This is a genomic window from Pseudomonas iridis, assembly GCF_017980685.1.
Taxonomy (GTDB): domain Bacteria; phylum Pseudomonadota; class Gammaproteobacteria; order Pseudomonadales; family Pseudomonadaceae; genus Aquipseudomonas; species Aquipseudomonas iridis.
Genome location: NZ_JACXXO010000005.1, coordinates 19,198 through 45,113 on the forward strand (window position 1 = coordinate 19,198; position 25,916 = coordinate 45,113).

21 protein-coding genes and 2 pseudogenes are annotated in these 25,916 nt (G+C 54.6%); 11 read left to right on the forward strand and 12 right to left on the reverse strand.

What is annotated here, in order from left to right; translation table 11 throughout:
* The first annotated feature begins 162 nt into the window (after positions 1 to 162).
* Together IEQ42_RS10800 and IEQ42_RS10805 are read left to right on the forward strand one after the other, a co-directional pair.
* Positions 163 to 321: a DUF2256 domain-containing protein gene (locus IEQ42_RS10800; RefSeq protein WP_210703499.1), complete on the forward strand. Its 159-nt coding sequence runs from the start codon at positions 163 to 165 to the stop codon at positions 319 to 321.
* Positions 322 to 351: 30 nt separating this feature from the next.
* The gene (locus IEQ42_RS10805) at positions 352 to 813 is read left to right on the forward strand and encodes a PAS domain-containing protein (RefSeq protein WP_210703500.1); all 462 of its coding nucleotides are present in this window, start codon (positions 352 to 354) and stop codon (positions 811 to 813) included.
* 36 nt (positions 814 to 849) lie between these two features.
* On the opposite strand, the pseudogene IEQ42_RS27300 reads toward IEQ42_RS10805, so the two are convergent.
* The 3 genes and pseudogenes from IEQ42_RS27300 to IEQ42_RS10815 form a co-directional block, all read right to left on the reverse strand.
* Positions 850 to 1,062: pseudogene (locus IEQ42_RS27300) on the reverse strand (helix-hairpin-helix domain-containing protein); the annotation flags it as partial.
* Positions 1,063 to 1,088: 26 nt separating this feature from the next.
* Positions 1,089 to 1,451 carry a response regulator gene (locus tag IEQ42_RS10810; RefSeq protein ID WP_210703501.1) on the reverse strand — a complete coding sequence of 121 codons (363 nt, stop codon included), beginning with the start codon at positions 1,449 to 1,451 and terminating at the stop codon, positions 1,089 to 1,091.
* A gap of 23 nt (positions 1,452 to 1,474) precedes the next feature.
* Positions 1,475 to 2,917, reverse strand: coding sequence for an ATPase domain-containing protein (locus IEQ42_RS10815; RefSeq protein WP_164488125.1), 1,443 nt, complete (start codon positions 2,915 to 2,917; stop codon positions 1,475 to 1,477).
* Between the two features lie 167 nt (positions 2,918 to 3,084).
* On the opposite strand from IEQ42_RS10815, the pseudogene IEQ42_RS10820 reads away from it, so the two are divergent.
* Positions 3,085 to 3,181 (forward strand): annotated as a pseudogene (locus IEQ42_RS10820) (DUF190 domain-containing protein); the annotation flags it as partial.
* 10 nt (positions 3,182 to 3,191) lie between these two features.
* On the opposite strand, the gene IEQ42_RS10825 reads toward IEQ42_RS10820, so the two are convergent.
* From IEQ42_RS10825 to IEQ42_RS10840, 4 genes are all read right to left on the reverse strand, one after another.
* Positions 3,192 to 4,055: a sensor domain-containing diguanylate cyclase gene (locus IEQ42_RS10825; RefSeq protein WP_210703502.1), complete on the reverse strand. Its 864-nt coding sequence runs from the start codon at positions 4,053 to 4,055 to the stop codon at positions 3,192 to 3,194.
* Between the two features lie 172 nt (positions 4,056 to 4,227).
* Positions 4,228 to 5,253 (reverse strand): sensor histidine kinase, encoded by a 1,026-nt coding sequence (locus IEQ42_RS10830; RefSeq protein ID WP_210703503.1) that lies wholly within the window; start codon positions 5,251 to 5,253, stop codon positions 4,228 to 4,230.
* A 10-nt stretch (positions 5,254 to 5,263) separates the two neighbouring features.
* A complete protein-coding gene (locus IEQ42_RS10835; protein WP_210703504.1) occupies positions 5,264 to 6,724 on the reverse strand; it encodes an ATPase domain-containing protein in 1,461 nt (486 codons plus the stop codon).
* On the reverse strand, positions 6,721 to 7,155 hold the full coding sequence (locus tag IEQ42_RS10840; RefSeq protein ID WP_224790559.1) for a hypothetical protein: 435 nt from the start codon (positions 7,153 to 7,155) through the stop codon (positions 6,721 to 6,723). Before IEQ42_RS10840 ends, IEQ42_RS10835 begins: the two co-directional genes overlap by 4 nt.
* A 429-nt stretch (positions 7,156 to 7,584) precedes the next feature.
* On the opposite strand from IEQ42_RS10840, the gene nhaA reads away from it, so the two are divergent.
* The 3 genes from nhaA (at position 7,585) to IEQ42_RS10855 (ending at position 12,062) form a co-directional block, all read left to right on the forward strand.
* Complete coding sequence (nhaA, locus tag IEQ42_RS10845; RefSeq protein WP_210703505.1) at positions 7,585 to 8,958, forward strand: Na+/H+ antiporter NhaA; 1,374 nt, start codon at positions 7,585 to 7,587, stop codon at positions 8,956 to 8,958.
* A gap of 507 nt (positions 8,959 to 9,465) precedes the next feature.
* Positions 9,466 to 11,346 (forward strand): DUF294 nucleotidyltransferase-like domain-containing protein, encoded by a 1,881-nt coding sequence (locus IEQ42_RS10850; RefSeq protein ID WP_150687309.1) that lies wholly within the window; start codon positions 9,466 to 9,468, stop codon positions 11,344 to 11,346.
* Positions 11,343 to 12,062, forward strand: a complete 720-nt coding sequence (locus IEQ42_RS10855; protein ID WP_210703506.1) for a 3'-5' exonuclease — start codon at positions 11,343 to 11,345, stop codon at positions 12,060 to 12,062. Before IEQ42_RS10850 ends, IEQ42_RS10855 begins: the two co-directional genes overlap by 4 nt.
* Positions 12,063 to 12,168: 106 nt before the next feature.
* Here the strand turns inward: IEQ42_RS10855 and IEQ42_RS10860 are convergent, their stop codons facing one another.
* Positions 12,169 to 13,305 carry a mechanosensitive ion channel family protein gene (locus tag IEQ42_RS10860; protein WP_210703507.1) on the reverse strand — a complete coding sequence of 379 codons (1,137 nt, stop codon included), beginning with the start codon at positions 13,303 to 13,305 and terminating at the stop codon, positions 12,169 to 12,171.
* An 85-nt stretch (positions 13,306 to 13,390) separates the two neighbouring features.
* The gene (locus tag IEQ42_RS10865) at positions 13,391 to 15,058 is read right to left on the reverse strand and encodes a BCCT family transporter (RefSeq protein ID WP_210703508.1); all 1,668 of its coding nucleotides are present in this window, start codon (positions 15,056 to 15,058) and stop codon (positions 13,391 to 13,393) included.
* Positions 15,059 to 15,442: 384 nt separating this feature from the next.
* Here IEQ42_RS10865 and IEQ42_RS10870 point away from each other — a divergent pair, with 384 nt between their 5' ends.
* A complete protein-coding gene (locus IEQ42_RS10870; RefSeq protein ID WP_210703509.1) occupies positions 15,443 to 16,897 on the forward strand; it encodes a TrkH family potassium uptake protein in 1,455 nt (484 codons plus the stop codon).
* Between the two features lie 93 nt (positions 16,898 to 16,990).
* Here the strand turns inward: IEQ42_RS10870 and IEQ42_RS10875 are convergent, their stop codons facing one another.
* The 3 genes from IEQ42_RS10875 to IEQ42_RS10885 all read right to left on the reverse strand — a co-directional run bounded on the left by IEQ42_RS10875 (position 16,991) and on the right by IEQ42_RS10885 (position 20,376).
* Positions 16,991 to 18,277 carry a DUF2254 domain-containing protein gene (locus IEQ42_RS10875; protein WP_210703691.1) on the reverse strand — a complete coding sequence of 429 codons (1,287 nt, stop codon included), beginning with the start codon at positions 18,275 to 18,277 and terminating at the stop codon, positions 16,991 to 16,993.
* Positions 18,278 to 18,503: 226 nt separating this feature from the next.
* Positions 18,504 to 19,136 (reverse strand): dTMP kinase, encoded by a 633-nt coding sequence (locus IEQ42_RS10880; protein ID WP_210703510.1) that lies wholly within the window; start codon positions 19,134 to 19,136, stop codon positions 18,504 to 18,506.
* 58 nt (positions 19,137 to 19,194) lie between these two features.
* Positions 19,195 to 20,376 carry a XylR family transcriptional regulator gene (locus IEQ42_RS10885; protein WP_210703511.1) on the reverse strand — a complete coding sequence of 394 codons (1,182 nt, stop codon included), beginning with the start codon at positions 20,374 to 20,376 and terminating at the stop codon, positions 19,195 to 19,197.
* A 175-nt stretch (positions 20,377 to 20,551) separates the two neighbouring features.
* Here IEQ42_RS10885 and xylA point away from each other — a divergent pair, with 175 nt between their 5' ends.
* From xylA to IEQ42_RS10905, 4 genes are all read left to right on the forward strand, one after another.
* Positions 20,552 to 21,868 (forward strand): xylose isomerase, encoded by a 1,317-nt coding sequence (xylA, locus tag IEQ42_RS10890; RefSeq protein ID WP_210703512.1) that lies wholly within the window; start codon positions 20,552 to 20,554, stop codon positions 21,866 to 21,868.
* A gap of 148 nt (positions 21,869 to 22,016) precedes the next feature.
* Complete coding sequence (gene xylF, locus IEQ42_RS10895) at positions 22,017 to 23,018, forward strand: D-xylose ABC transporter substrate-binding protein (RefSeq protein ID WP_200614227.1); 1,002 nt, start codon at positions 22,017 to 22,019, stop codon at positions 23,016 to 23,018.
* 156 nt (positions 23,019 to 23,174) lie between these two features.
* Positions 23,175 to 24,731 carry a D-xylose ABC transporter ATP-binding protein gene (gene xylG / locus IEQ42_RS10900; RefSeq protein ID WP_210703513.1) on the forward strand — a complete coding sequence of 519 codons (1,557 nt, stop codon included), beginning with the start codon at positions 23,175 to 23,177 and terminating at the stop codon, positions 24,729 to 24,731.
* Positions 24,732 to 25,868: a sugar ABC transporter permease gene (locus IEQ42_RS10905; RefSeq protein WP_210703514.1), complete on the forward strand. Its 1,137-nt coding sequence runs from the start codon at positions 24,732 to 24,734 to the stop codon at positions 25,866 to 25,868.
* The last annotated feature ends 48 nt before the right edge of the window (positions 25,869 to 25,916 follow it).

Below are 25,916 nucleotides of genomic sequence, written 5' to 3' on the forward strand. Positions count from 1 at the left end.
ATGCCGATGATCCAAGGGAAGGAGAAAAAATGGCAGGCGAATACTCGTTGTCCGATGTGCAGGGGAGGATGTTACTGTCCAGGTCGAGGCTAGCGAGCGTAAAGATCGCTCTGGGAACGCGGCCAGAAACTACTCGCGTGACTTGATACATGGGGGGGCATTTTGAAAAAGAGTGAGCTCCCGGTTAAAACCTGCATGACCTGCGGCCTTTCCTTCACATGGAGAAAAAAGTGGGCACGCTGCTGGCAGGAAGTACGCTACTGCTCGGAGCGTTGCCGGCGCAAATCATCTCTAAAAGTCAGATCGCAAAGGTTGGTATAGACTTCCGTGAAAGTCACAGGGACTCTGAAAATGATCAATGCAGAATTGCTGAAACTGATGATCGAGGCATCCAACGATGGCATCGTTGTGGCAGAGCAGGAAGGCGATGAGAACGTTCTTATCTACGCCAACCAAGCCTTCCAGCGCCTGACGGGCTACAGCACTGATGACACCTTGTATCAGGATTGCCGGTTCCTGCAGGGCGATGACCGAGACCAACCAGGTATTGTGGCTATCCGCGAGGCAATAAAGAATTTTCAGCCTTGCCGGCAAATCATTCGAAACTATCGCCAAGACGGCAGTGCTTTCTGGAATGAGCTGTCGATTACCCCGGTGTTCAACGACGCAGATCAACTCACCTATTACATCGGCATCCAGAAGGACGTTACTGTTCAGGTCGAGGCTAGCGAGCGTGTCCGCCAACTGGAGGCTGAAGTCGAGAATTTGAAAGCCCAGTTGACGGAATTACAACGAAACGCTTCATCGATTTAAAGAGCCCTAGAAAACGGCAAAGACAAGTCCGTTCACCTACGGCCAAAAGTCACTTGTCACCGATAATCGTGGCGTGGAGTTCTTTGCGAGCTCAATGGCAGCGTGAATGGCGGCTCGAGCCTGGGGGCTGTTCTTCCAACAAGTAGATCCCACTGCAGCCGATGCCTGGGCCAAAATGTCACAAACATCCGCTTTACTGAGCATTGCCAGGGAGTCAAACCCCATCTGCTCAAGGCGAGCGTCTACCGATCAAATATGCCTTGCGGGACAGCTGACTAATCAGCAGCCAAGAGCTTTTTAACTTCGGCGATGATCAAGTCGATGTCGAATGGTTTTGCCAATACGGCATCAAACAAATCCGATCTCTGCATACCGATATGTGCCTGAGCACCGCTCATCAAGATGATCGGTAATTGACTAGTTGAAGGGAGAGCTCGAACGGCTGTCGCGAACTCCAGGCCGTCCATGACCGGCATCATGAAGTCGGTAATGATCAAGGCAGGTCGCTCTCTATCCAGTATCTCGAGCCCTTTTCGGCCATTGCTGGCCGTCACCACCATGAACCCCTCATCCTCTAGCGCAAAGCTGAGAATATCAGCGATCAAATACTCGTCGTCGACGACCAGGATGGTGGACATGTTAATTCAACCCACTCAAAAGCTTAAGAAATTGAGCCGGGCGATGACTCAGCGGGAACTGATGGTTCACGTCTTGAAGCCTTTTCCAGGAAAACATCTTGATCACGGATCACGACCACAAATCTCGAAGGATCGTAGGAGCTGTCTCGTATTTTAAGAATGGAAAGCGTCCTGCTAAGTTCAGATTGATTCTCAGAGAACCGCATGAGCATGAGATTGTCGACGATACTGGACAGGTCAGAGTTCGGTGCGCTGACCTCGGAGCCAAAAAGATCGCGCATTTCCCAAGAGGCAAACACGGTAACCCCTCTGGATCGCAGCTCGTTCATCAGTGCACTGAAGAAGTCAGTAATCCGCGCCGGATTTGTCGAGACTCGCGTCATACCGCTCAGGCTATCGATAAACAGGCGCTTGATGCCCTTTTCTTCAACGAGATTCAGTAGTCGTGCGCCCAAACCATCCAGGAGGCCCTCTGTGGTGGGTTGCCATGCGATGGTCAGTGCGCCGCTGTCTTCCATGCTTTTTAAATCGATGCCCAGTGATTGGCCCTTGAGTCGCAACCGTTGTGGACTTTCGTAGAAGCCGAAATGCAGGCCCGGCGCTTCCACAGTCGACTCGGCCAGGAATTTCAGGCCCAGCGTCGTTTTACCAATCCCGGAGGGGCCTATGACCAGTGACACACTGGAACTGTGCAGGCCTCCGCCCAAGATGTCGTCCAGTGATTCAATGCCACTGGCGATACGTGTCATGTCGGCGCTGTCGGGAGAGGACGGATGACTGTAGAGACTTTCGAGCCGTGGATAAACAACCAGGCCATTGTCGGTAATTTCGCACTCGTGAAGGCCGGTCATTGCTCCGCTGCCGCGAGTTTTACGCAGCTGAATTCGACGTACCGAACGAGTGCCATACAACTCTTCGCCCATCTCGATCACGCCATCAACCATCGTGTGCTCAGGACTGCCATCGTCAAGGCGAGAACTGGTCAGAAACAGCACCGTGCAACCAGCGAACGCGGCGTGCCCTTGCAACTCAGAGATGAATTTTTTGGTGTCGATATGGGAATCAGCTTTTGAACGCGCATTTAGCAAGCCATCCACCACCATCACGGTGGCTTTCTGACGGCTTATCTCACGCCGAAGCAGCTTCACTACTTCATCCAAACCTTCGTTTTCCAAAGTATCGAATGCGCTGACAAACTGGATTTCAGCCCCGACTTTGGAAGAGTCGAAGAAGCTCAGAGTCGAAAGAAATTGAAAAAGGCGATCGTGTGACTCGGCCAGCAGCGTTGCGACTAGAACCCGCCCACCCTTTTGCGCGTGATGGAACCCAAGTTGGTTGGCCAAGATCGTTTTTCCAGACCCTGGGCGCCCTTGGATTATGTATGAAGAGCCCGCTACCAGCCCGCCCTTGAGCAGAGCGTCGAGCCCTTCGATTCCACTTTCGAGGCGTTTTAGCTTTTCCACAATACGACCCTGATCTGAAAAACAGGCTGTTTAAGCCGAATGGGGGAATGCTAACGCCATTTTCGCTCTGGGCCAATGCAGTAATTGGTGGTATGCGTTTACTTGCAACATGCTGGACGCCTGACTCGGGTTGATTGCTTGGCGCAGCTTGAATCATCGGTAGGCACTGGGAATGGATCGTCGATGTGGCTAAAGAGATGGAATTTACGCGGCGCCACGCTCTGCATTGGTATTGAAGGATTTGGACATACCGGACAGCTACATTCAGAGCCCACGCTTAACTCTCTAAGGTGCGATACCTCTTCATTCGGTACATTTCACTATCCGAATGGGTGAGCAGTGTATCGGCATCATTTCCGTGCTCGGGATAATAAGCAACGCCAATACTGCACAATGGCATCTTGAGTGTGCCGAACTCAGGGCCCAGTGGCTCAGCCATGACGTTGTGAATCTGCTCTAGCTTTTGGGAAATCGTGTCCCTCGACTGGACGTCTGTTAGCAGCACCGTGAATTCATCGCCGCCAATGCGAGCCACGGTGTCTGTCTCACGCACACAGCTTTTCAGACGCTGGGCAACAATGCACAGAACACTATCTCCCGCTGCGTGACCATGGACATCATTGATACTCTTGAAGTCGTTTATATCCAAAAAAAGCAAAGCTAGCTCATTACCGTGGCGCTGCGCAGTCTGCAGTGCAGATATCAGTCGATCACTAAAGAGCGACCGATTGGTTAATTTCGTCAGCGGATCATGATGAGCGAGGAAGCGTAACTCCTCCTCGGCTTTAGCTAAAGCTGTAACGTTTCTTGCGACCCCGATCCTGGCACCGACCTCCTCCGACCAGAATGCAGCCCAAAGGATGTACACGACTGCCCCATCCTTGCGGATGTAACGGTTCCGGAAATCGAAATGAGGTTGACCATTCATGACCCGGGAAATCGAAGCGCGCGTCGCATCCAAATCTTCAGGATGCATATAGCTGGTGATACTGGTGCCAATCAGCTCATCAGGGAGGTAGCCCAACAGGGCCTTACAGGCATCACTCACAAAAACAATGTGGTCGCTTTCATCAACCACAAAAACAGTATCCAACATCAGGTGGATCAGTTTGGGGTAGAGCGCTTGAAGATCGATGGCCATAGGTCATGTGGGTCTGAGTCGTTGAGCGCGATCATATCCCGATTTACCGGGTGGACTGCGAGGAATCTTGGTGGAAGTGGAATCCCGTCTGTAAGCGCTCGCTGAAAGCGCCCAGTGGTAATGGGGAGCGTGTGTGCCAATCAGTTTTTTACCGGCTGACGCAAAAGAAAAGCTAGGGATTTAACAGCGGTATTTTCACTACGAATTCGCTCCCCTTGCCTTCCCCCGCACTTGTGCCGGTCACTGTTCCACTGTGGGCTTCAACCAACTCTCGCACCACCGTCAGACCAATGCCTAAGCCTGCGCCATTGAAACCCACTGCATGATCATCCTGTACAAACGGCTCAAAGATGAAAGGCAGCGCTTTGGCTGAGATACCGATGCCGGAATCCCGAATGCGAATTTCCAGCAGATTGGCTTCAACGGAAACGGCAAGTGTGACAGTGCCACCTTTGGGCGTGTACTTGGCTGCGTTACCCAGCAAATTATCAAGAATCTGCGCCAGCCTTACAGGATCGCCGTTCACCGCTAAACGAGATTCCAGGCGTTCTGAGCTGAAACTCAAGCCGTGGGCGACCATGATCGGAGTATAGATTGCTATTGCGTCACTAATGACGTCAGCCATGTTAGTAACCTGGCAGTTCAGGCGAAATTTACCGGTGGAAGAACGAGCAATGTCGAGCAAATCTTCCACCAGTCGGGACATCCGCTGTACCTGGCCTTCAATCAATAGCTGCATGCGTGGCAATTCTTCGCGAGGCATTCGCACCAGCCGGCCAGCAATCATGCTGATGGGCGTCAGTGGATTTCGCAGCTCGTGGGCCACTATAGAGAGGACATTGCGCTGCTGCTCCAGTGCCTGTTCAGCTGCAATTTGCAGGTCTTGGGCACTAAGCGCTGCGATAACCAATCGCTCGTTGGCTTCACGCATTTCCAAGTACAGACGCTGTTCTGCCTGAGCATTTTTCTGATCTTCAACATCCGACTGCGCCGATAAAATGGCCAGCACTAACTGCTGATTGGCCTCAATGAGTTGCTCGACTTGCACGGTATCAACAAGCTGGCTGTTGGCTTCGCTAAGTTGCTTTTGCAGCGCCGCGAGTGCTGCACGAGCCGCGACCGTTTTCCGGCCCAGCAGGAACAGCTCGCGTGCCGCAGTGGCTAAAGCCTGTTCATTCTTGCCGCTGGCCTCACTCATCATTGTTCGCTCATTTATCGACCTTGCTCAAAACCTGCCTTGTCGGTCGCCCACCGAGCAAACCTTCTTGCTCCGGCAACATGTCACCGATGTGTAGGCCGCTATCATCAATGAAGTACTGACGTAACTCGTCAGAGTGCGCACTGGCGCGAACCTTGACCACGGCCATGATGCGCAGTAACCGGCTCTGCACCTCAATATAGCGCTGGACGATGATTGCATCCGTCAGAAACGCCGTGCCGTAAGGGCTGAAACGCAGATCGGTGTAGCGATCTTCCAGCTCCGAGGTCATCAACACACTGACCCCGGAATTGGTCAGCGCCGTGACCATGCGCGACAGCGACTCGCGAAAATCCTCGCGAAAGGTCGGCGCCAGTGCCAGTTCGAAGCCCGACAGCGAGTCGATGACCACGCGAGTGGCGTTCAGCCGGGTGATTTCGCCGAGTAACAGCTGGACAATTTCGTCAATCGAAAGGTCGGGAGCGCGACTATCCACCAGACCGACCTGCCCGCTCGCAATCAAACCCGACAGGGTCGCATTCTGCGAGTGATTGGGCCGTTGTTCGAATACTGCGATCACGCCGGTTTCGCCATTGCGCGCGCCTTCGGCGAGGAAGGTCGCCGCGAGGATGCTTTTACCTGACCCCGATGGCCCGGCCACCAGCAACGAATAGCCCCGAGGCAAACCGCCCCCGAGCATCTCGTCGAGCTGCGCTACCCCCATGCTCAAGCGCTTGATCGGTGATTCCAGCGGTGTATCAAACGGGCCAGCTATTACGGGTGCAAAAACCTTGATCCCGGAAGTTGCAATGCGGAAGGTGTGCAGGCCCGGCAACGTCGGTTGGCCGCGCATCTTCATGATTTCCAGTTTGCGTACCATGGAGTTGCGCTGAACGCTTTGTCGAAGCCAGATCAGGCCATCGGCCACGGTGAAAATCGGGTTGGTGTCGGTTTCAGTAAAATACTCACCGATGAGGAACGTCGTCGCTTGCCACGTCGTCATCAGCATGCCCAGTTGCTGAACGAACTGCGGAAGGTTGTTGTTGGGATTGTCCTGGGTCTGGCTGGCCAGCACTACGGAGCGGAACGAATCGACAAACACCAGCGCCGGCGAATGCGCTTCGACTTCGCTGACGATGCGCCGCAGCACCTCGTCCAGATCCCCGGCCAGGGTATCGTCGGCCAGGTTGATGTAACGGATCGACTGGTTGATCGCTTCGCTGTCGAAAAAATCGAATTGCTGCTGATAACGCAGCATCTTCAGTGGCGGTTCTCCCAGGACGGTAAAGAACAGCGCCGGGCGTTCGGGCGTTGCCAGGGCAAACATCATCTGGTGGGCCAGCGTGGTCTTGCCGCAACCAGGAGGGCCGGCAATCAGATTGAACGAAAATTCCGGCAATCCTCCACCCAGCACCTCGTCCAGTCCAGGCACGCCGGTGGCCAGACGGTTGATAGTCACTTTGGTGCTCATGGCGAATTTTCCTGCGAGGGGGTGTCGCTCAAAGAAGGTTCCCACACGCCACGAAGCAAACTAGCGGTGAGCGAGGGCCCGATCAGCGTGGTCAGAAGCTCGTAGAAAGTAGTCAGCAACACTTCACCACAAAACAGTGCTTCGGTGTCCTGCTGCTCGACGAGTACGGATTTAAGGGCAATAAGATCCATCGCGGCCGGCAGACTGTCATAAGTGCCGGCGAGATGCGGATGAGCAGAAACACACAGATGTAAACTGCGCCGGTACAGGGCGACAACCCCTTGCTGGCCAATAATCGGCGCAAGGGCTGCGTCCATAGCCTGCAATTTCGCAACAATCGCCTCGGCGATGCTTGCAGTGTCAGCATTAAGACCGACACCCTGCGCCAGAGAAGCTACGATCCGGCGGCTCTCTTCGCTAAGCGTGGACATGGCTGACTGATATCTGATGAGCAGAGTCTGATGGTACACCCTCAAGCGAACTATTGAGTCCCTTGGATGCAACATTACAAATGCGACAGTAAATGGTGACGAAACAAGAAATGGTTGGTGAACAAGCTCAATGGCAGGGAGTCTTGGCTCTACCCCTAGGGTGACGCCCCACCCTTTCCTCGCCTCACTGAGAGTGAGCTGCCTTACAAAACGTGTATCGGAGGGTGGTGAACCGCTCGTGCGAACGAGACATAAGCGCCTTGGGCTCGAAAATGGATGTGAGTAATCGAAGCGCTTAACGGCTGAACACTAACGCAAAAGATTTGCGCCGAGGCGCATAGATTCATACCATCACAGCGGGTGTCCTGCTGTATTACGCGCAGGGCAGGTTAATCGTAACGTTGGTCGGGCCGCCATCGGAGAATTTCAGTGCCCGAAAATAACTCCCCTTCTCCGTCTATCCCCCGCCCTCAAGTACTCACAGAAAAAGCACTTGCTGCTCTTCAGCGTTTTTCGCACATTGAAGCGGTCAGCGGGATTGCTCTCTTAATTGCAGCTATAGCGGCTTTAGCCTGGGCAAACAGTTCTTTCTCTGCGAGCTACGAACACTTTTGGCATACCAGGCTCACTATTAGTTTTGGTGACGTCAGCTTATCCCAATCACTTCATTTCCTCGTGAATGATGGGTTGATGACAATTTTTTTTCTAGTCGTCGGTGCTGAGATACGTCATGAAATCCATGATGGAGCCTTAGCGAATATTAGAATGGCTTTGCTTCCACTGGGTGCGGCATTAGGCGGCGTACTGGTTCCAGCGTTGATCTACATTGCCATCAATCATGGCACAGAAGCCAGTGATGGCTGGGCTGTGCCAACTGCAACAGATATCGCTTTCGCTGTAGGTGTACTTGCCTTACTGGGGAAGTCCATACCCGGAGGTGTAAGGGTATTGCTCTTAGCGTTAGCAATCATTGATGACATTGTCGCCATTCTTATCATCGCAGTATTTTATACTTCTAATTTGAATCTTGATGGAGTGGCAATTGCTGCGGGCGGATTGTTGATGATTTTCATGTTCCAGCGGATGGGCGTTGGCATGATGATCCCCTATGTATTGCCGGGCGCCATCATTTGGTACGGCTTGCTGAAAACAGGCGTTCATCCAACACTGGCGGGCGTGATTCTTGGGCTCTTGAGTCCGGTGCGCTCCATGCCAATGACAGAACGACCGCTAGATATTATTCAGCGAAACTTTCACGAATTGTTAGACCGATTCTCTTCAAATGATACGTCAGATCACTCGGTCACTAAGCCTCTGAAAGAAATACAGCAGGCCCAAAGGGAGATCCTTTCGCCTGTGCAGCGTATTCAAGCAACACTCCATCCATGGGTCGCCTTCGCTATCATGCCGCTTTTCGCATTAGCAAATGCCGGCGTTAGTTTCGCAGGAGCCGACCTTGAAAGCTCGCTATCACAAAATGTATTTATAGCGGTGATACTGGCATTGGTTGTCGGAAAACCATTAGGCGTTATTCTCTCGTCCTACGTTCTTTTGAAACTGAAGTGGTGTGAGCTTCCTTCTGACGTAGGCTGGGCTGGAATCGTTTTGGTAGGCCTGCTTGCGGGGATTGGCTTCACCATGTCGATTTTCATCGCGTCTCTGGCATTTGACGATCCGGCCCTGCTAGCCGCATCAAAGTTGAGCGTCTTGTGCGCTTCCGGTGCCGCCGCAGTATTAGGCCTGAGCTGGATTTGGATGCGGCGATTAATCAAGGGCAAAAAATTCAAGGTAAACAGCGCATGATCCCTGGTTGGCGCGCACCGCGTTTTTTATCCAAAAACGGGTTACTGAGAAACGTGATTAGCCAATAGGTCATGATAATTTTTGTATCAAATTCCTTGTCGACAGTCCGAAAATCAGGGCTAATCTCAGGCTGTTGTTAAGCAGTCCACAAGTCGTTCACATTGGCTTCTACGAGAATACCCTCCTCGGTTCAAGTGTTATGGGCGGGGGTCGCGTCGGGCACCCGCAAGGGTGGCTGGTCAAGTGCCTGCATTCTTACCTTCGCGGCTTCGCCCACCATCTGGCCATATATACCTTTCAGCTCAATATGTGTTCTAGAGTGGACTCCACCAGCGATTGCTCCGGCGTGTGCAAGGCATGAAAGCCTAATATCAGCTGCCATATCCATGGGCACGATCGCCTTAATCTTATGATCCTTAAGGACGTATCTGATACCCTTTCGGCCATCATAAACTTTCGACATACACCTATTGGCGATCTGACCCTTGCCTAACATACCGAGGTTCCATGCAAGCCGAGATGCAGGAGATTAGCGACCATCTCTACCGTTTTGCTCCATTTGACAAACTGCCTAGAGAGTCAGTAGACGCTACGGCACGGCGAGTGGATGTGCGCTATTTCAAAGCCGGCAGCGACATCCTGGAAGCTGGCGAAGTTATCCAGGATTTGCACTATGTTCGCAGCGGAGCCGTAGAGATTTATCGACGCAACGGTGAACTCTACAACCGGCTTGTCGAAGGCGATATCTTTGGCCAGGCAGGGCTTTTACGCAGCAACAAAGTACGTTTTCCTGCGAGAGCACTTGAAGACAGTCTGATTTACTATATCCCCGCAGACGTCTTTGCCGATCTATGCGCACAGCATGACGCCTTTGCGGATTTCGTTGAAGCTGAAGGGCACTCCAGGCTCAAGTCTGCTGTCGAGGCGCAAGGGCGGTCGAGCGAACTGATCCAGCTCAAATGCCGAGCCTTGCTGTCACGCTCGCTAGTGTGGGTTACATCGGATACCACCGTTCGCGAGGCTGCAAGGCTAATGACCGAACAACGCGTTGCTTGTGTCGTGGTCATGTCGCCAGCGGGGCTGCAGGCAGGAGACACTCAGGGCATTGTGACCGACAGGGATCTTCGCACGCGGGTCGTCGCTGCCGGAAAGAATGCCGGTGAAACACTCATCAGCGACATTATGACTACAGATCCAGTGGCCATAAATGCTGATGATTCAGGGTTTGAAGCCATGCTTGTGATGCTACGCCGCAATATCCATCACCTGCCGGTTCTCAACCAGGGCCGCCCGATTGGCGTAATCAACCTGTCAGATATTATTCGGTACGAGTCCCACAGTAGCTTGTACCTGGTCAACAGAATATCTAACCAGACGTCGGTCGACGGTCTGAAGTCGCTCTTACGAGACCTACGAGGAACGTACATCCGCATGGTGCGAGATGGCGCGACCGCGCACATGATCGGCAGCGCTATCTCTGGAATCGGCAGAGCTTTCACGCAACGCCTGCTGGAACTTGCGGAAAAAAAGCTGGGCCCTCCACCAGTACCTTATTGCTTCATGGTACTCGGCTCGATGGCGCGCGATGAGCAACTGCTGATAAGCGATCAAGATAACGCTTTGGTACTGGACGATCGATTCGACCCCTCCTCGCATGATGCATATTTCCGCAGCCTTGCATCGTTTGTGTGCGATGGCCTCGCCGCGTGTGGGTACAGCTACTGTAAGGGCGGGATCATGGCGACCAACGATCAATGGCGCCAGCCTTTGAAAGTTTGGCGCAGCTATTTTGATCAGTGGATCGAGAAGCCAAACCCGACAACCTTACTCAATAGCTGCATTTTTTTCGATCTGGATGGCGTATTTGGCGAGCTCTCGCTGGTGCAAGAACTCAAAGTCCTGTGTGCTCAAAAATCCAGTCGACATCCCGGATTTCTCAATGCCATGGCCAGGATTGCGCTCAACCGGACACCCCCCTTGGGATTCTTTCGTACCTTTGTCGTCGAAACAGATGGGCAACAGAAGAGAATCATCAACCTCAAAGGTCGCGGTACCGCCCCGCTCACCGACCTCATTCGCATCCATTCGCTAGCTTGCGGCAGTACCGCGCAGAACTCGTTTGATCGTATCGATGAAATCACTAGCGCTAATATCATGCCGCCCGAAGCACTGAAGCACCTGCGTTACGCGCTGGAATTCCTCTCCATGGTGCGGATCCGGCATCAGGTAGAGGCCCTGGAGCAAGGAGAAACGCCCAATAACTATATCGAGCCTGAACGCTTCTCTAATAGCGAGCGACACAATCTCAAAGAGGCCTTCCAAGTTTTGAGTAACGGCCAGAACTTTTTGCGCTTTCGCTACCCGGCAAAGGGCCGCACCTCAAAATGAATGAGGCCAAGGTGCAATCGGATTACCCGGCGGACTGGCCAGATGTGTTCCGGGAATTGGCGCAGAAGTCGGCTAATTCTTGCTTGAGAACGTTTTATCAGAGGGGCGTCGTTTCACCACAAACCCTGATTGAAAGCGTGGAATTTCTTGCAATGGACGTGGAGACAACCGGGCTCAATGCCCAGGCTCACAGTATTGTCAGCATCGGTTTGGTACCGTTCACCTTGAAGCGCATCTATTGCAGCAAGGCAGCGTACTGGGTGCTAAATCCATCATCCGAACTGAATGAAAAGTCAGTCACCTTCCACCATATTACCCACGCTGAGATTTTGAATGCTCCCTCACTCCCTGAGGTGCTGGAACCGCTTCTGCAGGCCATGGCCGGCAAGGTGATTGTCGTCCATTACCGCAATATCGAGCGTGAGTTTCTTGATGCAGCACTGCGTAGGCACCTCGGAGAAGGCCTGAGGTTTCCGGTCGTAGACACGATGCAATTGGAAGCCAGGATGCATCGGCAAAAGCAGGGTTGGATTGCCAGGCTCTTGCGCCGTCCGAAGACATCCATACGATTGGCCGACAGCCGCTCGCGCTATAACCTTCCAGCCTATCAAGGGCATCATGCGTTAACCGATGCCCTCGCTACCGCTGAACTGCTACAAGCGCAGATAGCTACCCATTATTCATCAGCGTCACCTATTGGCGCGCTATGGGACTGACGACCCCGTACCAAGCGGGGTCGCCAGAAATGCCTTGGCGCTAGGCTTCTCAAAGCCTCGAAATTCTGTCAGGTGGTATGCATGATTCCATACGTCTGAGAGGCTTTTATGTCGAGTGCTCGGAAGTCCTCATAGCCACTTCTTTGCTACGCCCCACAGGCATCTCGCCACCGGGAATCGATGCAACGTAAACGGTGCGCGACGGCAGTGCAAAGCTGACACCTATCTCGTTAAAGGCGTCCATTATTTCTAAGTTTATGTCCTGCTGAATATCCATGTAGACGTTGTAACTTGGGTCTAAAACAATGTAGACCACCTCAAATTCTAGAGCGCTCTCCCCAAAACTACGAAAATGGCATCGGTCAAATCGGGCTTTCTTTTGCTGCCTGATAATATGCTCGATTCGTTGCGGTACTTCCCTTACCTGCTGCGCGGAACAACCATAATTCAGGGCTATCTCAAAAACGATCCTGCGCTCTAGAAGCCGTTTGTAATTCTGTATGGTACTTCCGATCATGTCCGCGTTAGCCATAACGATTTGTTCACCGCCAAGGCTACGAATCCGCGTTGTCTTCAATCCTACATGCTCGACGGTGCCAGACAATGAGCCCACAACGATGAAATCGCCTACCTCAAACGGTTTATCTACCGCAATGGATAGCGAAGCGAATACGTCCCCTAGAATATTCTGCATTGCCAAGGCTATAGCGATGCCGCCTACCCCTAAACTGGCGACGAAAGCTGTAATGTTTACGCCGACGTTTGAAAGCATCGCCAGCACAACCACGACCCATAAGAAGACCTTTGCTCCCCACAAGCTTAACGTCGCCAACGCGCTCCCCTGAAATGTTTCAGAGGCGCTGTGCCGTTTGAAGTATTGGGCTAAAGCCAACGCAGAGGCGCGATTTGCCCAGAGGCCGACCTGCAAAGCAGCGACAACGAACCAGAGGCTGCTGACTCGTACAAGCCAACGCTCTGGAAGGTCGAGCATACCTACACCAATGAGTATCGATGCAAGCAGTAAAAGCGTATTGCTCGTTCCTGAAAGCACTACGACTGCAATACGGCTAATAGGTGCATTGGGTGATGCTGATATCTTTCGAAGTTTCCTCAGAAAGACACCGATCAAGGTTCTCGCGAATACAAAGCTTATGGTTGCCAACACAACAGCGAAAGCCCAGTTGGCTAACGAAATCCCCAAAAACTCGTACGTGATGAAAAAGTTAACAACTTCTTGAAACATTCTGACCTCATTTATCCGAGGTTTAACCCGCCAGCAGTTGTGCTTGGCGGGTTAATGAAGGATTAACGTCGCTCAGCCCCGAGCTTCAGCGGGGCTCGGACATCAGCCCTTTCACCAGGGAAACGCAACCCAGCGCCAGAACGAGTGCGAAAGGCAGGCCCGTCGATACAGCCATAGCCTGCAGCGCCACAAGACCGCCGCCCAACAGTAGCGCAATGGCAATCACTCCCTCGATGACAGCCCAAAATACACGCTGCGGAACAGGCGCATCGACCTTGCCCCCTGCTGTGATCGTATCAATGACCAGGGAACCAGAGTCCGAGGAGGTGATAAAAAACACAATGACAAGAACAATGCCCAGGAACGAAGTAATTTCCTTGAGAGGTAATTCTCCCAGCATCGCGAACAGCTTCAGTTCCAACACAGCATCCTTGACGCCAACCAGGTTTTGTACGGTAGCCTGGTCAATGGCAGTCCCGCCAAAAGTCGTCATCCACAATACCGATACCACGGTTGGAACCAGCAAGACCGAGATCAGGAACTCTCTGACTGTTCGGCCACGGCTGACGCGGGCAATGAACATCCCCACAAAGGGAGACCAGCTAATCCACCATGCCCAATAAAATGCAGTCCAGCCTTGAGTGAATTCAGTGTCAGTGCGTCCGAAAGGGTTGGAAAGTGCCGGAAGGTACTCAGCATACGTCACCAGATTTTTAAAGAATCCAGTGAAAATCGCCAAGGTCGGCCCAACAACAATGATGAACACTAGCAACAGCAATGCGAGGCCCATATTGATTTGAGACAGCAACTTGACGCCCTTGTCCAAGCCTGCAAGTACCGACCAGAGCGCAATTAAGGTGATACCAACGATCAGCACCACCTTGCTTAGATTCGTCGACTCAATACCGAAGAGATATTCAATCCCTGCTGCTGCCTGCTCTGCTCCTATCCCCAAGGAGGTCGCCAGTCCAAACAAGGTGGCAAATACCGCCAGGATATCGATCATGTGCCCCGGCCATCCCCAGACGCGCTCGCCTAGCAATGGATAGAAGATCGACCGTATGGAGAGCGGCAAGCCTTTGTTGTAAGAGAACAGCGCCAAAGATAAGGCAACAATTGCGTATATCGCCCAGGGATGGAGTCCCCAGTGGAAGATAGTGGCAGCCATTGCCAAGTCGGCGGAGGCCTTTGCATCACCCGCTGCTCCCCCTAACGGTGCCCAGTCGGTGCGCACACCACTTGCATCGACGGTCACACCGCCCATGGACGCCTGGTAATGCGACATAGGTTCGGCCACGCCGTAGAACATCAAGCCGATGCCCATTCCCGCGGCGAAGAGCATCGAGAACCAGCCCACATAGCTATGGTCTGGTTTAGCATCTCTACCGCCCAAACGAACCTTTCCCAGCGGGGAAAAAATCAGCACGATGCAGAGCACCACAAATATGTTTGCGATGCTCATGAACAGCCAGGCGAGATTGCCAGTTAACCAATTTCGGATAGAACTAAACAGCGGCTCAACCTCATTTTGAAGTGCGAGCGTCATAATCACGAATAACAGGATTGTTGCGGCTGAAATGATGAACACTTTGCCGTGAATATCGAGGGAGAACGAAAACTCACCCTTGATATTGTCTTGCCCGATGACATAGTCGGTGTCGATCAGATTGGCAGCTCCGCTAGGAGCAGGAATGCCATCCTCACTGCTTTGATGAGGTTTTTCCGGTAGATCATCGCTAGGTGATCGGCCCATAAGAGCCTCCTTGGTTGTGGCACGCTGTAACGTGCAATGGCCGTTAGCCCCGCTGTTCCTATGGTAAAACGAGATGTGTAGGGTCCTATCCTAACAAGCTTTCCAATCATGTGGCGAACGCTGCCTGAATCAGCCCCAGGAAAGCACGGCACCGTTCCCCTCTGAAACTAAAGAACGCGGATACGGATATGCGGTGGGGGACTTAAGCCAATCCATGATTAATCGTCAGCCTCTAACGAAGCTAAAAGCCGCTATATTCCTTTGATTGCGGTCGCACGCTGGCGTCCCTTTGCACGGAGATCGCGATTTTTTTACGCAAAAATTACACGTATTGAATGTTAGCTATCGGATACTTCGCGGCGTTAATTTTGGCAGGCTAACTTCATGTCCTCTGCTGCACTCAGGCTTGTCGGTTTCATCTTAGGCATCTTTCTAATCACGTTGGCTGTGAGCATGGCTATACCCATGATCACGCTGGTGACTTTCGAGCGCAACGACGACCTCTCCGCCTTTCTCTGGTCAAGCTTGATCACCTTCATCTGTGGCCTCCTGTTGATCGTGCGAGGGCGCCCGGACAATGCTCAGCTTCGTCCGAGGGATATGTATCTATTGACGACCTGCAGTTGGGTGGTGGTGTGTACCTTCGCAGCGTTGCCTATGGTGTTCATCAGTCACATCAGTTACACCGATGCGTTCTTTGAGACGATGTCCGGCATCACTACAACTGGCTCAACCGTTCTAAGTGGTTTGGATACCGCCTCACCCGGTTTGTTGATCTGGCGCTCGATGCTGCACTGGCTGGGTGGTATCGGCTTCATCGGCATGGCTGTGGCGATCCTTCCCCTGCTGCGGGTGGGTGGCATGCGTCTTTTTCAGACAGAGTCCTCAGACTGGTCGGAGAAAGTGACGCCCCGCTCCCATGTGGCCGCTAAGTACATCCTCTTTCTCTATCTGGGGCTAACGGGCGCCGGAGCTCTCGCACTATGGATCGCGGGGATGACACCGTTTGACGCGGTCAACCACGCGATGTCCTTGATCTCCACTGGCGGTTTCTCAACCTCAGATGCATCACTTGGCCACTGGACACAGCCCGCGATTCACTGGATAGCGGTCGTCATCATGATTATGGGAAGCCTGCCCTTTACCTTGTACGTCGCGACGCTGCGCGGTAATCGTCGTGCGCTGTTCAAGGACCACCAGGTGCGCGGATTCGTAGGTTTTTTGGTCGTGACCTGGCTTGCGGTGGGTACCTGGCTGTGTTTGCACAGCGACTACGGATGGTGGGATGCGTTTCGTATCGTGGCGGTCAATGTGACCTCGGTCGTCACCACCACCGGAGTTGCTGTAGGCGATTACACCTTGTGGGGTAGTTTTGCCGTTCTGTTGTTCTTCTATCTGACCTTTGTTGGTGGCTGTTCGGGTTCAACAGCAGGCGGCCTTAAAATTTTCCGCTTCCAGGTTGCTGGAGCTCTATTAGTGAGTAGCCTGAAGCAGTTGATCCATCCTCGTGCAGTGATTCAGAAGAAGTACAACGGTCATCCGATTGATGAAGAGATCTTGCGTTCGCTTTTGACCTTCTCATTCTTCTTCACCATCACTATTGCAGTGATCGCCTTGGGACTCGCCCTGATCGGACTAGACTGGACGACAGCGTTGAGCGGAGCTGCCACTGCGGTGTGCAACGTGGGGCCAGGTTTAGGCACAATCATCGGGCCTGCTGGCAACTTCTCAACACTGCCTGACGCAGCAAAATGGTTGCTTACCATTGGCATGCTGCTGGGACGGCTAGAGATACTCACCGTGCTGGTACTCTTCACACCGGTTTTTTGGAGGTATTAGTACTCTCACGGTCAGTTCAAGAATGGGCCCTGTAACAATTGGCCCGAGGCTTTCTTGAAAACGCGGAAGCTGCACCAAGCCAAAGAGTCCAACTCAATTGGCCTGCCGTGTGATTCTTCCAGCTATTGAGGTCAGTTGATCCTTCTCGTGCTGAAGCGTAAGCGTGATCTCTGCGCGAGTGATGAGAAGATCCACGTGCCTGTCGCATGCATCTTTAAAGATCGCTGGGTTTATTTCAGCGAGGCTCATGAGGGCTTTTAACAGCCGAAGGTTTACTTCTAGCAAAGCTGCACCGTCCCTGCTGATCGGGGCAAAAAAATCATCGAACAGATCATCAACCGTCAATCCTCGGAGAAAGACCTGTTTACAGCCCTGGTCTGTTTGCGAGCCAGAGACGTGAGGCTTGCTCCAGCAAGTCAAAGTCCTCACTCCCCGGCCAATGACATCGATGGCTGTTCCTGGATCGTTCACCGCAGGCGACAAGGCGCGAGAAGCGATTTCCGAAAGAACGCAGAGTCCGAAGCGGGGATCATTTTCAAAGGTTCGCCGCACGCCTATGGTCAGCGTCGCTAGAACCTTCTCTCTTGCAATATCGGTATCCCCGGCCATCGAGTTTCCCAAGCTCACGATGTGTAGGAGTGGCATTCCCTCGTATACAAATGTCCCCGGGAGCACATCCAGATAAATCTGTATTTCATCATGCTGAGCAATAGCTCCAAGTGCGCTCACATCGATATGTTGCACATAGCCTGTCAGCTCACTTTTAACTGTGATTGCGCTTGGAGTTAGCGACAGATCGGCTGGGTAAGCTGAGCCGCCTAAGTAGGGCCACTGAACGCGTTGAGTGATTGCCTTTATTGCAGCCTTTTCGACGCGATCGATGGTTTCTCCCACCCTTCCAAGTTTTGACAGGTGATCAATCCAGCGCAGGAGAGTGTAAACAATCAAGATGACCACAATTATCGTCACAGCGAACAGCAATACTCGACCTTGCGTGCCATAGGCGCCCGTGCTCAACGCGATGATCCCCACCAGGCTGAAAAGGAATGAGCCTATGAATGTGGCAAGTGCATTTTGGGTCGTGGTGTCCTCCATCACCAAGGTGGTAGCGCGCGGTGTCACTCCGCTGCTCGCGGCCCCGTAAGCGGTGACCATCGTGCTTAACGAGAAAGTTGTGACGGCCAGCATGCTAGAGGCAATGATCCCCAGAATATTGTCCACGGCATCCGCGCCGATGCGCGCCGACAATGATTCAGGGATGAAGTCTTTGAGCACCACAGCGAGCAGTGCGGTCGCTACTCCGAGAACTGAAAACAAGGAAGCTCTGAACCACAGCCTCTTTGTCAGTTGGCTTATTATCCAGCGCCAGCGAGCGATCATGTGCAATCCTTCAATGACTACGTCAGTTAACGTCGGGAGCAGCGCATAGGTTTTCTCCGGCAATTTGAAACGGATTTTCATCCCGGCTAGAAAAACATTACGGCTCGTGACCCGTCTCGAGAACATCTCCGTTCGAAATGTCAGCTTACCTGGCGTGTAGCAGCGGTCTGCAAAGGGTGCGGACCTCAGCTAAAGGTGGAAGGCTGGCCGATTGCGCTTCACGCGCTTATAGCGCCCCCCTGTTCCGTGCCAACATCACCTGATAGATCTGAGTTACCACCTGCATCGTCGCCTCTTCGATTGTTCCTTCATTCCGACAGAGAACCCAGCCGTGGTCGGCTACCGCTTTTTCGAACGACTCGGTACACGCAACGTGCTCTGCATATTTCTGAATCACAGTGCCGCCCAGTCCTCGCGAACGTGTCGCGGCCCTTGCCCATGAAATTTCCGGGTCGGTAACGACGCCGACATGCAGGTCTGGCACTTGTACTTCTCGATCCATGTTCAACTGGAGAATGTCGGAAAACGGGACTGTTTGCCGAAACGCGGCGTCAGATGGATACCAGCGATCAATCAGGATGATGCTGTCTGGCGGCTGTTTCGTCAGTACGTGACGGGAAATCCAGCTACGACTTTCAGCAAAACCCTGGCATACAGCCCACTCCAGATCCGTGGAGGGATTTCGGGCGAGATTGTTGACCAGGGCCATGGTTTCACCCCTGAAAGGATCGCTTTTTCTCTCGCAAAGCCGGATGACTTTCTGGTTGCCCGCGCGCAGTACCTGCGTAATGGCTTCCAACAGTGTGGTTTTGCCGGTGCCCTTGGGCCCATCCAGAGAAACGAACAGCGGACGATTCATTGTTCACACAACAACTGAGACATTGATGACCACTGTAACCTCATTTGCGGGTATTCCATTAGCTCACCCCTGCCCCTTGCTGATACTCACGAGGCGTACAGCCAAACTCCCGTCGGAACACCGTGTGCAGATACTGCGCCGACTTGAAGCCACAACTGCGTGCGACGTCGGCAATCACCGAGTCGGTATTTTTTAGCCCGCTGGTGGCCGCCGCCAGTTTGAAACGCAGGATCTCGTCATGCACGCTGCAGCCTCGTTCAGCGCGGAAATGCGCTTCGAGTGACGAGCGCGATACACCGACATAAGCCGCCACCTGCGCCGTTTTGATGCCCTGGCAAGCGTATTGGCGGATGAACAGCAGCGCTTGCATGACGTACGGATTGCCCAAGGGTTGGTGCAAGCTCGACACCTGCACATTGACCGCATCGGGAGGGATCAGAATCTGCGTGCCGGTGGACGGCAGGCCGTGCAGCATCTGGTGGAGTAATTGCGCGGCGGTACGGCCCATGGTTTCGGTGCCCTGGATGACCGAGCTCAACGGTACTCGAGTCAGGCTGCGGGTGAGCGGGTCGTTGTCGATGCCGATCAAAGCCACCTGCTCTGGCACGGCAATGCCGGCGGTCAGGCAGGCCTGCAGCAACTGGCGGGCACGAGCGTCGCTGACGGCGATGATGCCGATGGGCTTGGGCAGGCCATGCAGCCAGGCAATCAGCTGTTCGACGGCGCTGTCCCAGAGCGGCGCACTCGTGCCCATACCGCGATAGATTTCGGCGTGCAGGCCGTCGCGCTGCATCAGTCTGCGAAAGGCTTTTTCCCGCTCCTGAGCCCAACGATTGGCCTGCGCTTCAGGCAGACTGAAGCAGGCGAAACGCTGCAGTCCCGCCTCAATCAAATGGTTGTAGGCCAGCGTCATCAACGCGTTGTTATCGGTGGCGACATACGGAATCGCTTTCGGATAGGCACGCTTATCCTCATACGAGCCCCCCACCGCTACCACCGGCAACTGGATGTCGGCCAGCGCTTCGCCAATCAGCGGATCGTCGAAGTCGGCAATGATGCCGTCACCCTGCCAGCGCTCGATCCCTTTCAAGCGACAGAGAAAATCCTCCTCCAGGAACAGATCCCATGAAGCGCGGGTGCTGCTCAGGTAGTTGCCGATGCCGCTGATGATGCCACGGTCGTAGATCTTGCTGCCGTTGAACAACAGGGCGATACGGTGAACAGGCGGTACGGTTTTCATTGTTTTTATGCTTGTTCTGAGCCCCTTGCTCCGGAGGCGATGCAGACAGACTAGGCGCCTGGGCGACGAACCTCAATACGCAAAATCGCACCCCGTGTTGGTGTTTTTCATAATCAGCGGCCACTGGGCCGTTGTTAGTATCGAGACACCGCCAAGAACAACAAGGACAAGGTCAATGCAGTATTTCCCCGATGTCGAGCCGATTCGCTACGAAGGTCCGGACAGCGAGTCCCCCCTCTCCTTTCGTCATTACGACGCCGACAAAGTCATCCTCGGCAAACCCATGCGCGAACACCTGCGCATGGCCGCCTGTTACTGGCACACGTTTGTCTGGCCGGGTTCCGATGTGTTCGGCGCGGGGACGTTCAAGCGCCCATGGCAACACGCCGGCGATCCGATGGAACTGGCCATTGGCAAGGCGGCAGCCGCCTTCGAATTCTTCACCAAATTGGGCATCGATTATTACTGCTTCCATGACACGGATGTCGCCCCGGAAGGTCAATCGTTGAAGGAGTACCGCAACCACTTCGCGCAAATGATTGATCACCTGGAGCGGCATCAGGAAGAAAGCGGGATCAAACTGCTGTGGGGCACCGCCAACTGCTTCAGTAACCCACGCTTTGCCGCGGGTGCCGCAAGCAACCCCGACCCCGAAGTGTTCGCCTGCGCTGCTGCCCAGGTGTTCAGCGCCATGAACGCGACCCATCGCCTCAAAGGCGCCAACTACGTGTTGTGGGGCGGTCGCGAAGGCTACGAAACCCTGCTCAACACTGACCTGAAACGTGAACGCGAACAACTGGGGCGCTTCATGCGCATGGTGGTCGAGCACAAGCACAAGATCGGTTTCACGGGTGACCTGCTGATCGAACCCAAGCCGCAGGAACCAACCAAGCACCAATACGATTACGACAGCGCCACCGTGTTCGGCTTCCTCCAGCAGTTCGGGCTGGAGCACGAAATCAAGGTCAACATCGAGGCCAACCACGCCACCCTGGCCGGCCATAGTTTTCATCACGAGATTGCGACGGCCGTCTCGCTGGGGATTTTCGGCAGCATCGATGCCAACCGGGGTGATCCGCAGAACGGCTGGGACACCGATCAATTCCCCAACAGCGTCGAAGAAATGACCTTGGCCACCTACGAAATCCTCAAGGCCGGCGGGTTCACAAATGGCGGGTTCAACTTCGACTCCAAGGTTCGCCGGCAAAGCCTCGATCAGGTCGATCTGTTCCATGGTCATGTCGGTGCCATGGATGTGCTTGCCCTGTCCCTGGAACGCGCAGCGGCCATGGTGCAGAACGACGAATTACAACGGCTCAAGGATCAACGCTACGCCGGCTGGAAGCAGCCGTTCGGGCAGGCGCTGATGGCGGGTGACTTCAATCTTGAGTCCTTGGCCGAGCACGCGTTCACCAACGAGTTGAACCCGCAAGCCGTGAGCGGTCGCCAGGAAATGCTCGAGAACATCGTCAACCGGTTTATCTATCGCTGATCACTCATAGAGTCTGCGGGCGCGCCGCGCGGTGACATTTCAACGACAAATCTGTGCCTGCGGCGCTTGCGGATTCTCTACAGTTTTACCAGCCCGATAACTCATCGTCAGGCCGTGTCTTTCCAACAAAAATAAAAGGACGCCCCACATGAAGAACGTAAAACGCACGCTGTTGGCCACCGCCCTGGCGCTGCTGTCACTGCCGGTGATGGCTGACGCTACCCACCCCAAAATCGGCTTCTCCATTGATGACCTGCGATTGGAGCGCTGGTCGCGTGACCGTGACTATTTCGTCGCGGCGGCAGAAAAAATGGATGCCAAGGTCTTCGTACAGTCGGCTGATGCCAACGAGCAAAAGCAGATTTCGCAAATCGAAAACCTCATTTCCCGCGGCGTCGATGTCATTGTCATCGTGCCGTTCAACGCCACGGTGCTGACCAACGCGGTGGCCGAAGCGAAGAAAGCCGGGATCAAAGTCGTGTCCTATGATCGTCTGATCCTCAATGCCGATGTCGACGCCTACATTTCCTTCGATAACGAAAAGGTCGGCGAGATGCAGGCCAGCGGCGTGCTGAAAGCGGCGCCCAAGGGCAATTACTTTTTGCTCGGTGGGGCGCCCACCGACAACAACGCAAAAATCCTGCGTGAAGGCCAGATGAAAGTCCTGCAACCGGCCATCGACAAGGGTGATATCAAGATTGTCGGCCAACAGTGGGTGAAGGAATGGAACCCGACCGAAGCGCTGAGCATTGTTGAAAACGCCCTGACCCGCAACGACAACAAAATCGACGGCATCGTCGCCTCCAACGACGCCACGGCGGGCGGCGCCATCCAGGCCCTGGCCGCGCAGCAAATGGCGGGCAAAGTGCCGATTTCCGGGCAGGACGCCGACCTTGCAGCGGTCAAGCGAGTGATCGCCGGCACCCAAACCATGACCGTGTACAAGCCGCTGAAACTCATCGCCACCGAAGCGGCCAAGCTCTCGGTGCAACTGGCGCGCAACGAGAAACCCACCTACAGCTCGCAGTACGACAACGGCAGCAAAAAAGTCGACACCATCCTGCTCACGCCAACGTCGTTGACCAAGGACAACATCGATTTGCTGGAACAGGACGGCTTCTACACCAAGGCGCAAATTGCCGGGAAGTGACCGGATCGCAAATCTCTGGTTAAACCTTGTGGGAGCGAGCCTGCTCGCGAAGGCGGAGTGTCAGTCAATAAAGCTCTGTCTGAAAAGGCGCCTTCGCGAGCAGGCGCGCTCCCACAGAGTTAAGTGTCTGAGCCTTTTGGAATACGAGCCCTCGTTATGTCCGACTATTTGCTGCAAATGAACGGCATCGTCAAAACCTTCGGCGGTGTCAAAGCGCTCAACGGTATCGACATCAAGGTCAAACCGGGGGAATGCGTAGGCCTGTGCGGCGAGAATGGCGCCGGCAAGTCCACGCTGATGAAGATCCTTTCGGCGGTCTATCCCCACGGCACCTGGGACGGTGAAATCCTCTGGGACGGGCAACCGCTCACGGCGCAATCGATCAGCGAGACGGAAGCAGCCGGGATTGTCATCATTCACCAGGAACTGACGCTGGTGCCCGACCTGTCGGTGGCCGAAAACATTTTCATGGGCCATGAACTGACGCTGCCTGGCGGGCGGATGAACTACCCGGCGATGATTCACCGCGCTGAAGCTTTGATGCGCGAGTTGAAAGTGCCCGACATGAACGTAGCGCTGCCGGTATCGCAGTACGGCGGTGGCTATCAGCAACTGGTGGAAATCGCCAAAGCCCTGAACAAAAAGGCCCGCCTGCTGATCCTCGACGAACCTTCATCAGCCTTGAGCCGCTCGGAAATCGAGGTGCTGCTGGACATCATCCGCGACCTCAAAGCCAAGGGGGTTGCCTGCGTCTATATCTCGCACAAGCTCGATGAAGTGGCTGCCGTGTGCGACACCATTTCAGTGATCCGCGACGGCAAACATATCGCCACCACCGCCATGGCCGACATGGACATTCCACAGATCATCACCCAGATGGTCGGCCGGGAAATGAGCAACCTCTACCCCTGCGAACCGCACGATATTGGCGAGGTGATTTTCGAAGCCCGCCACATCACCTGCTACGACGTCGACAACCCCAAGCGCAAACGGGTCGACGATATCTCGTTCGTCCTCAAGCGTGGCGAGATCCTCGGCATCGCCGGGCTGGTCGGCGCCGGCCGTACCGAACTGGTGACCGCGCTATTCGGCGCTTACCCGGGTCGTCATGAGGGCGAAGTCTGGCTCGACGGTCAACCCATCGACACGCGTACACCGCTCAAATCGATTCGTGCCGGCCTCTGCCTGGTGCCGGAGGACCGCAAGCGCCAGGGGATCATTCCGGACCTGGGCGTCGGCCAGAACATCACCCTCGCCGTGCTGGACAACTACTCGAAACTCACCCGTATCGATGCCGAAGCCGAGTTGGGCAGCATTGATCATGAAATCGCCCGCCTGCACCTCAAGACCGCCAGCCCGAATCTGCCGATCACCAGCCTGTCGGGTGGCAATCAACAAAAAGCCGTTCTGGCGAAGATGCTACTCACCCAACCCCGGGTGCTGATTCTCGATGAGCCGACCCGAGGCGTGGACGTCGGTGCCAAATACGAAATCTACAAGTTGATGGGCGCGCTGGCGGCCGCAGGCGTGTCGATCATCATGGTGTCGTCGGAGCTGGCCGAAGTGCTCGGCGTTTCTGATCGCGTGCTGGTGATCGGCGAAGGTCAGTTGCGTGGCGACTTCATCAACCATGAACTCACCCAGGAGCAGGTGCTCGCCGCCGCCCTCAGCCAGCCTGGCAGCCATAACAATAACGATCGGAAATCCGCGTAAATGAATCAGGTCAAACAACTGTTCACCCGCTACAAAATGCTCGCGCTGGTGTTTGCCGTGGTGTTGATCTGGCTGTTTTTCAGCTGGCAGACCGAGGGTGGATTCCTGACCCCGCGCAACCTCTCCAATCTGCTGCGGCAAATGTCGATTACCGGCATTCTCGCCTGCGGCATGGTGCTGGTGATCATCAGCGGCGAGATCGATTTGTCGGTCGGTTCATTGCTGGGCCTGCTCGGTGGCCTCGCGGCGATTCTCGATGTGGTCTACCACATTCCGCTGCTGGCCAACCTGAGCCTGGTCGCCCTGTGTGGCCTGATGATCGGCCTCGCCAACGGCTACATGGCAGCTTACTTGCGCATTCCCTCGTTCATCGTCGGCCTGGGCGGCATGCTGGCGTTCCGCGGGATTCTGCTGGGGATTACCGGCGGCACGACCATTGCGCCGGTGTCGCCGGAACTCGTCTACATCGGTCAGGGTTACTTGCCCCACGCGATCGGCACCGGCCTGGGCGTTCTGCTGTTTGCGCTGACCGTGTTCCTGACCTGGAAACAACGGCGCAATCGCGCCCTTCATGGCTTGGCGGCGTACTCATTGGTTCGTGACGTCATCCGCGTTTTGGTAATCGGTGCCGTACTCGCCGGCTTCGTGCAGACGCTAAACAGCTATGACGGCATTCCCGTGCCGGTCTTGTTGCTGCTGGTTTTGCTGGGTGTATTCAGCTATGTGACCAGTCAGACCGTGTTCGGCCGCCGCGTCTATGCCGTGGGCAGCAATATGGAAGCGACGCGCCTGTCCGGTATCAATGTGCAGGCCGTGAAACTGTGGATTTTCGGGATCATGGGCGTGATGTGCGCCCTCGCCGGCGTGGTCAACACCGCGCGCCTGGCCGCCGGTTCACCTTCGGCCGGCAGCATGGGTGAACTCGACGCCATCGCCGCCTGCTTCATCGGCGGCACCTCGATGCGCGGCGGCTCCGGCACGGTGTACGGCGCCCTCCTCGGCGCGCTGGTCATCACCAGTCTGGACAACGGCATGTCCATGCTCGACGTCGACAGCTATTGGCAGATGATCGTCAAGGGCAGCATTCTGGTGCTGGCCGTGTGGGTGGATGTGAGTACACGCACAGGACGCCGTTGAGCCGCGATGAGTGTGGTCACGGGCATCGTTTTGCTGACGTATCGCAAG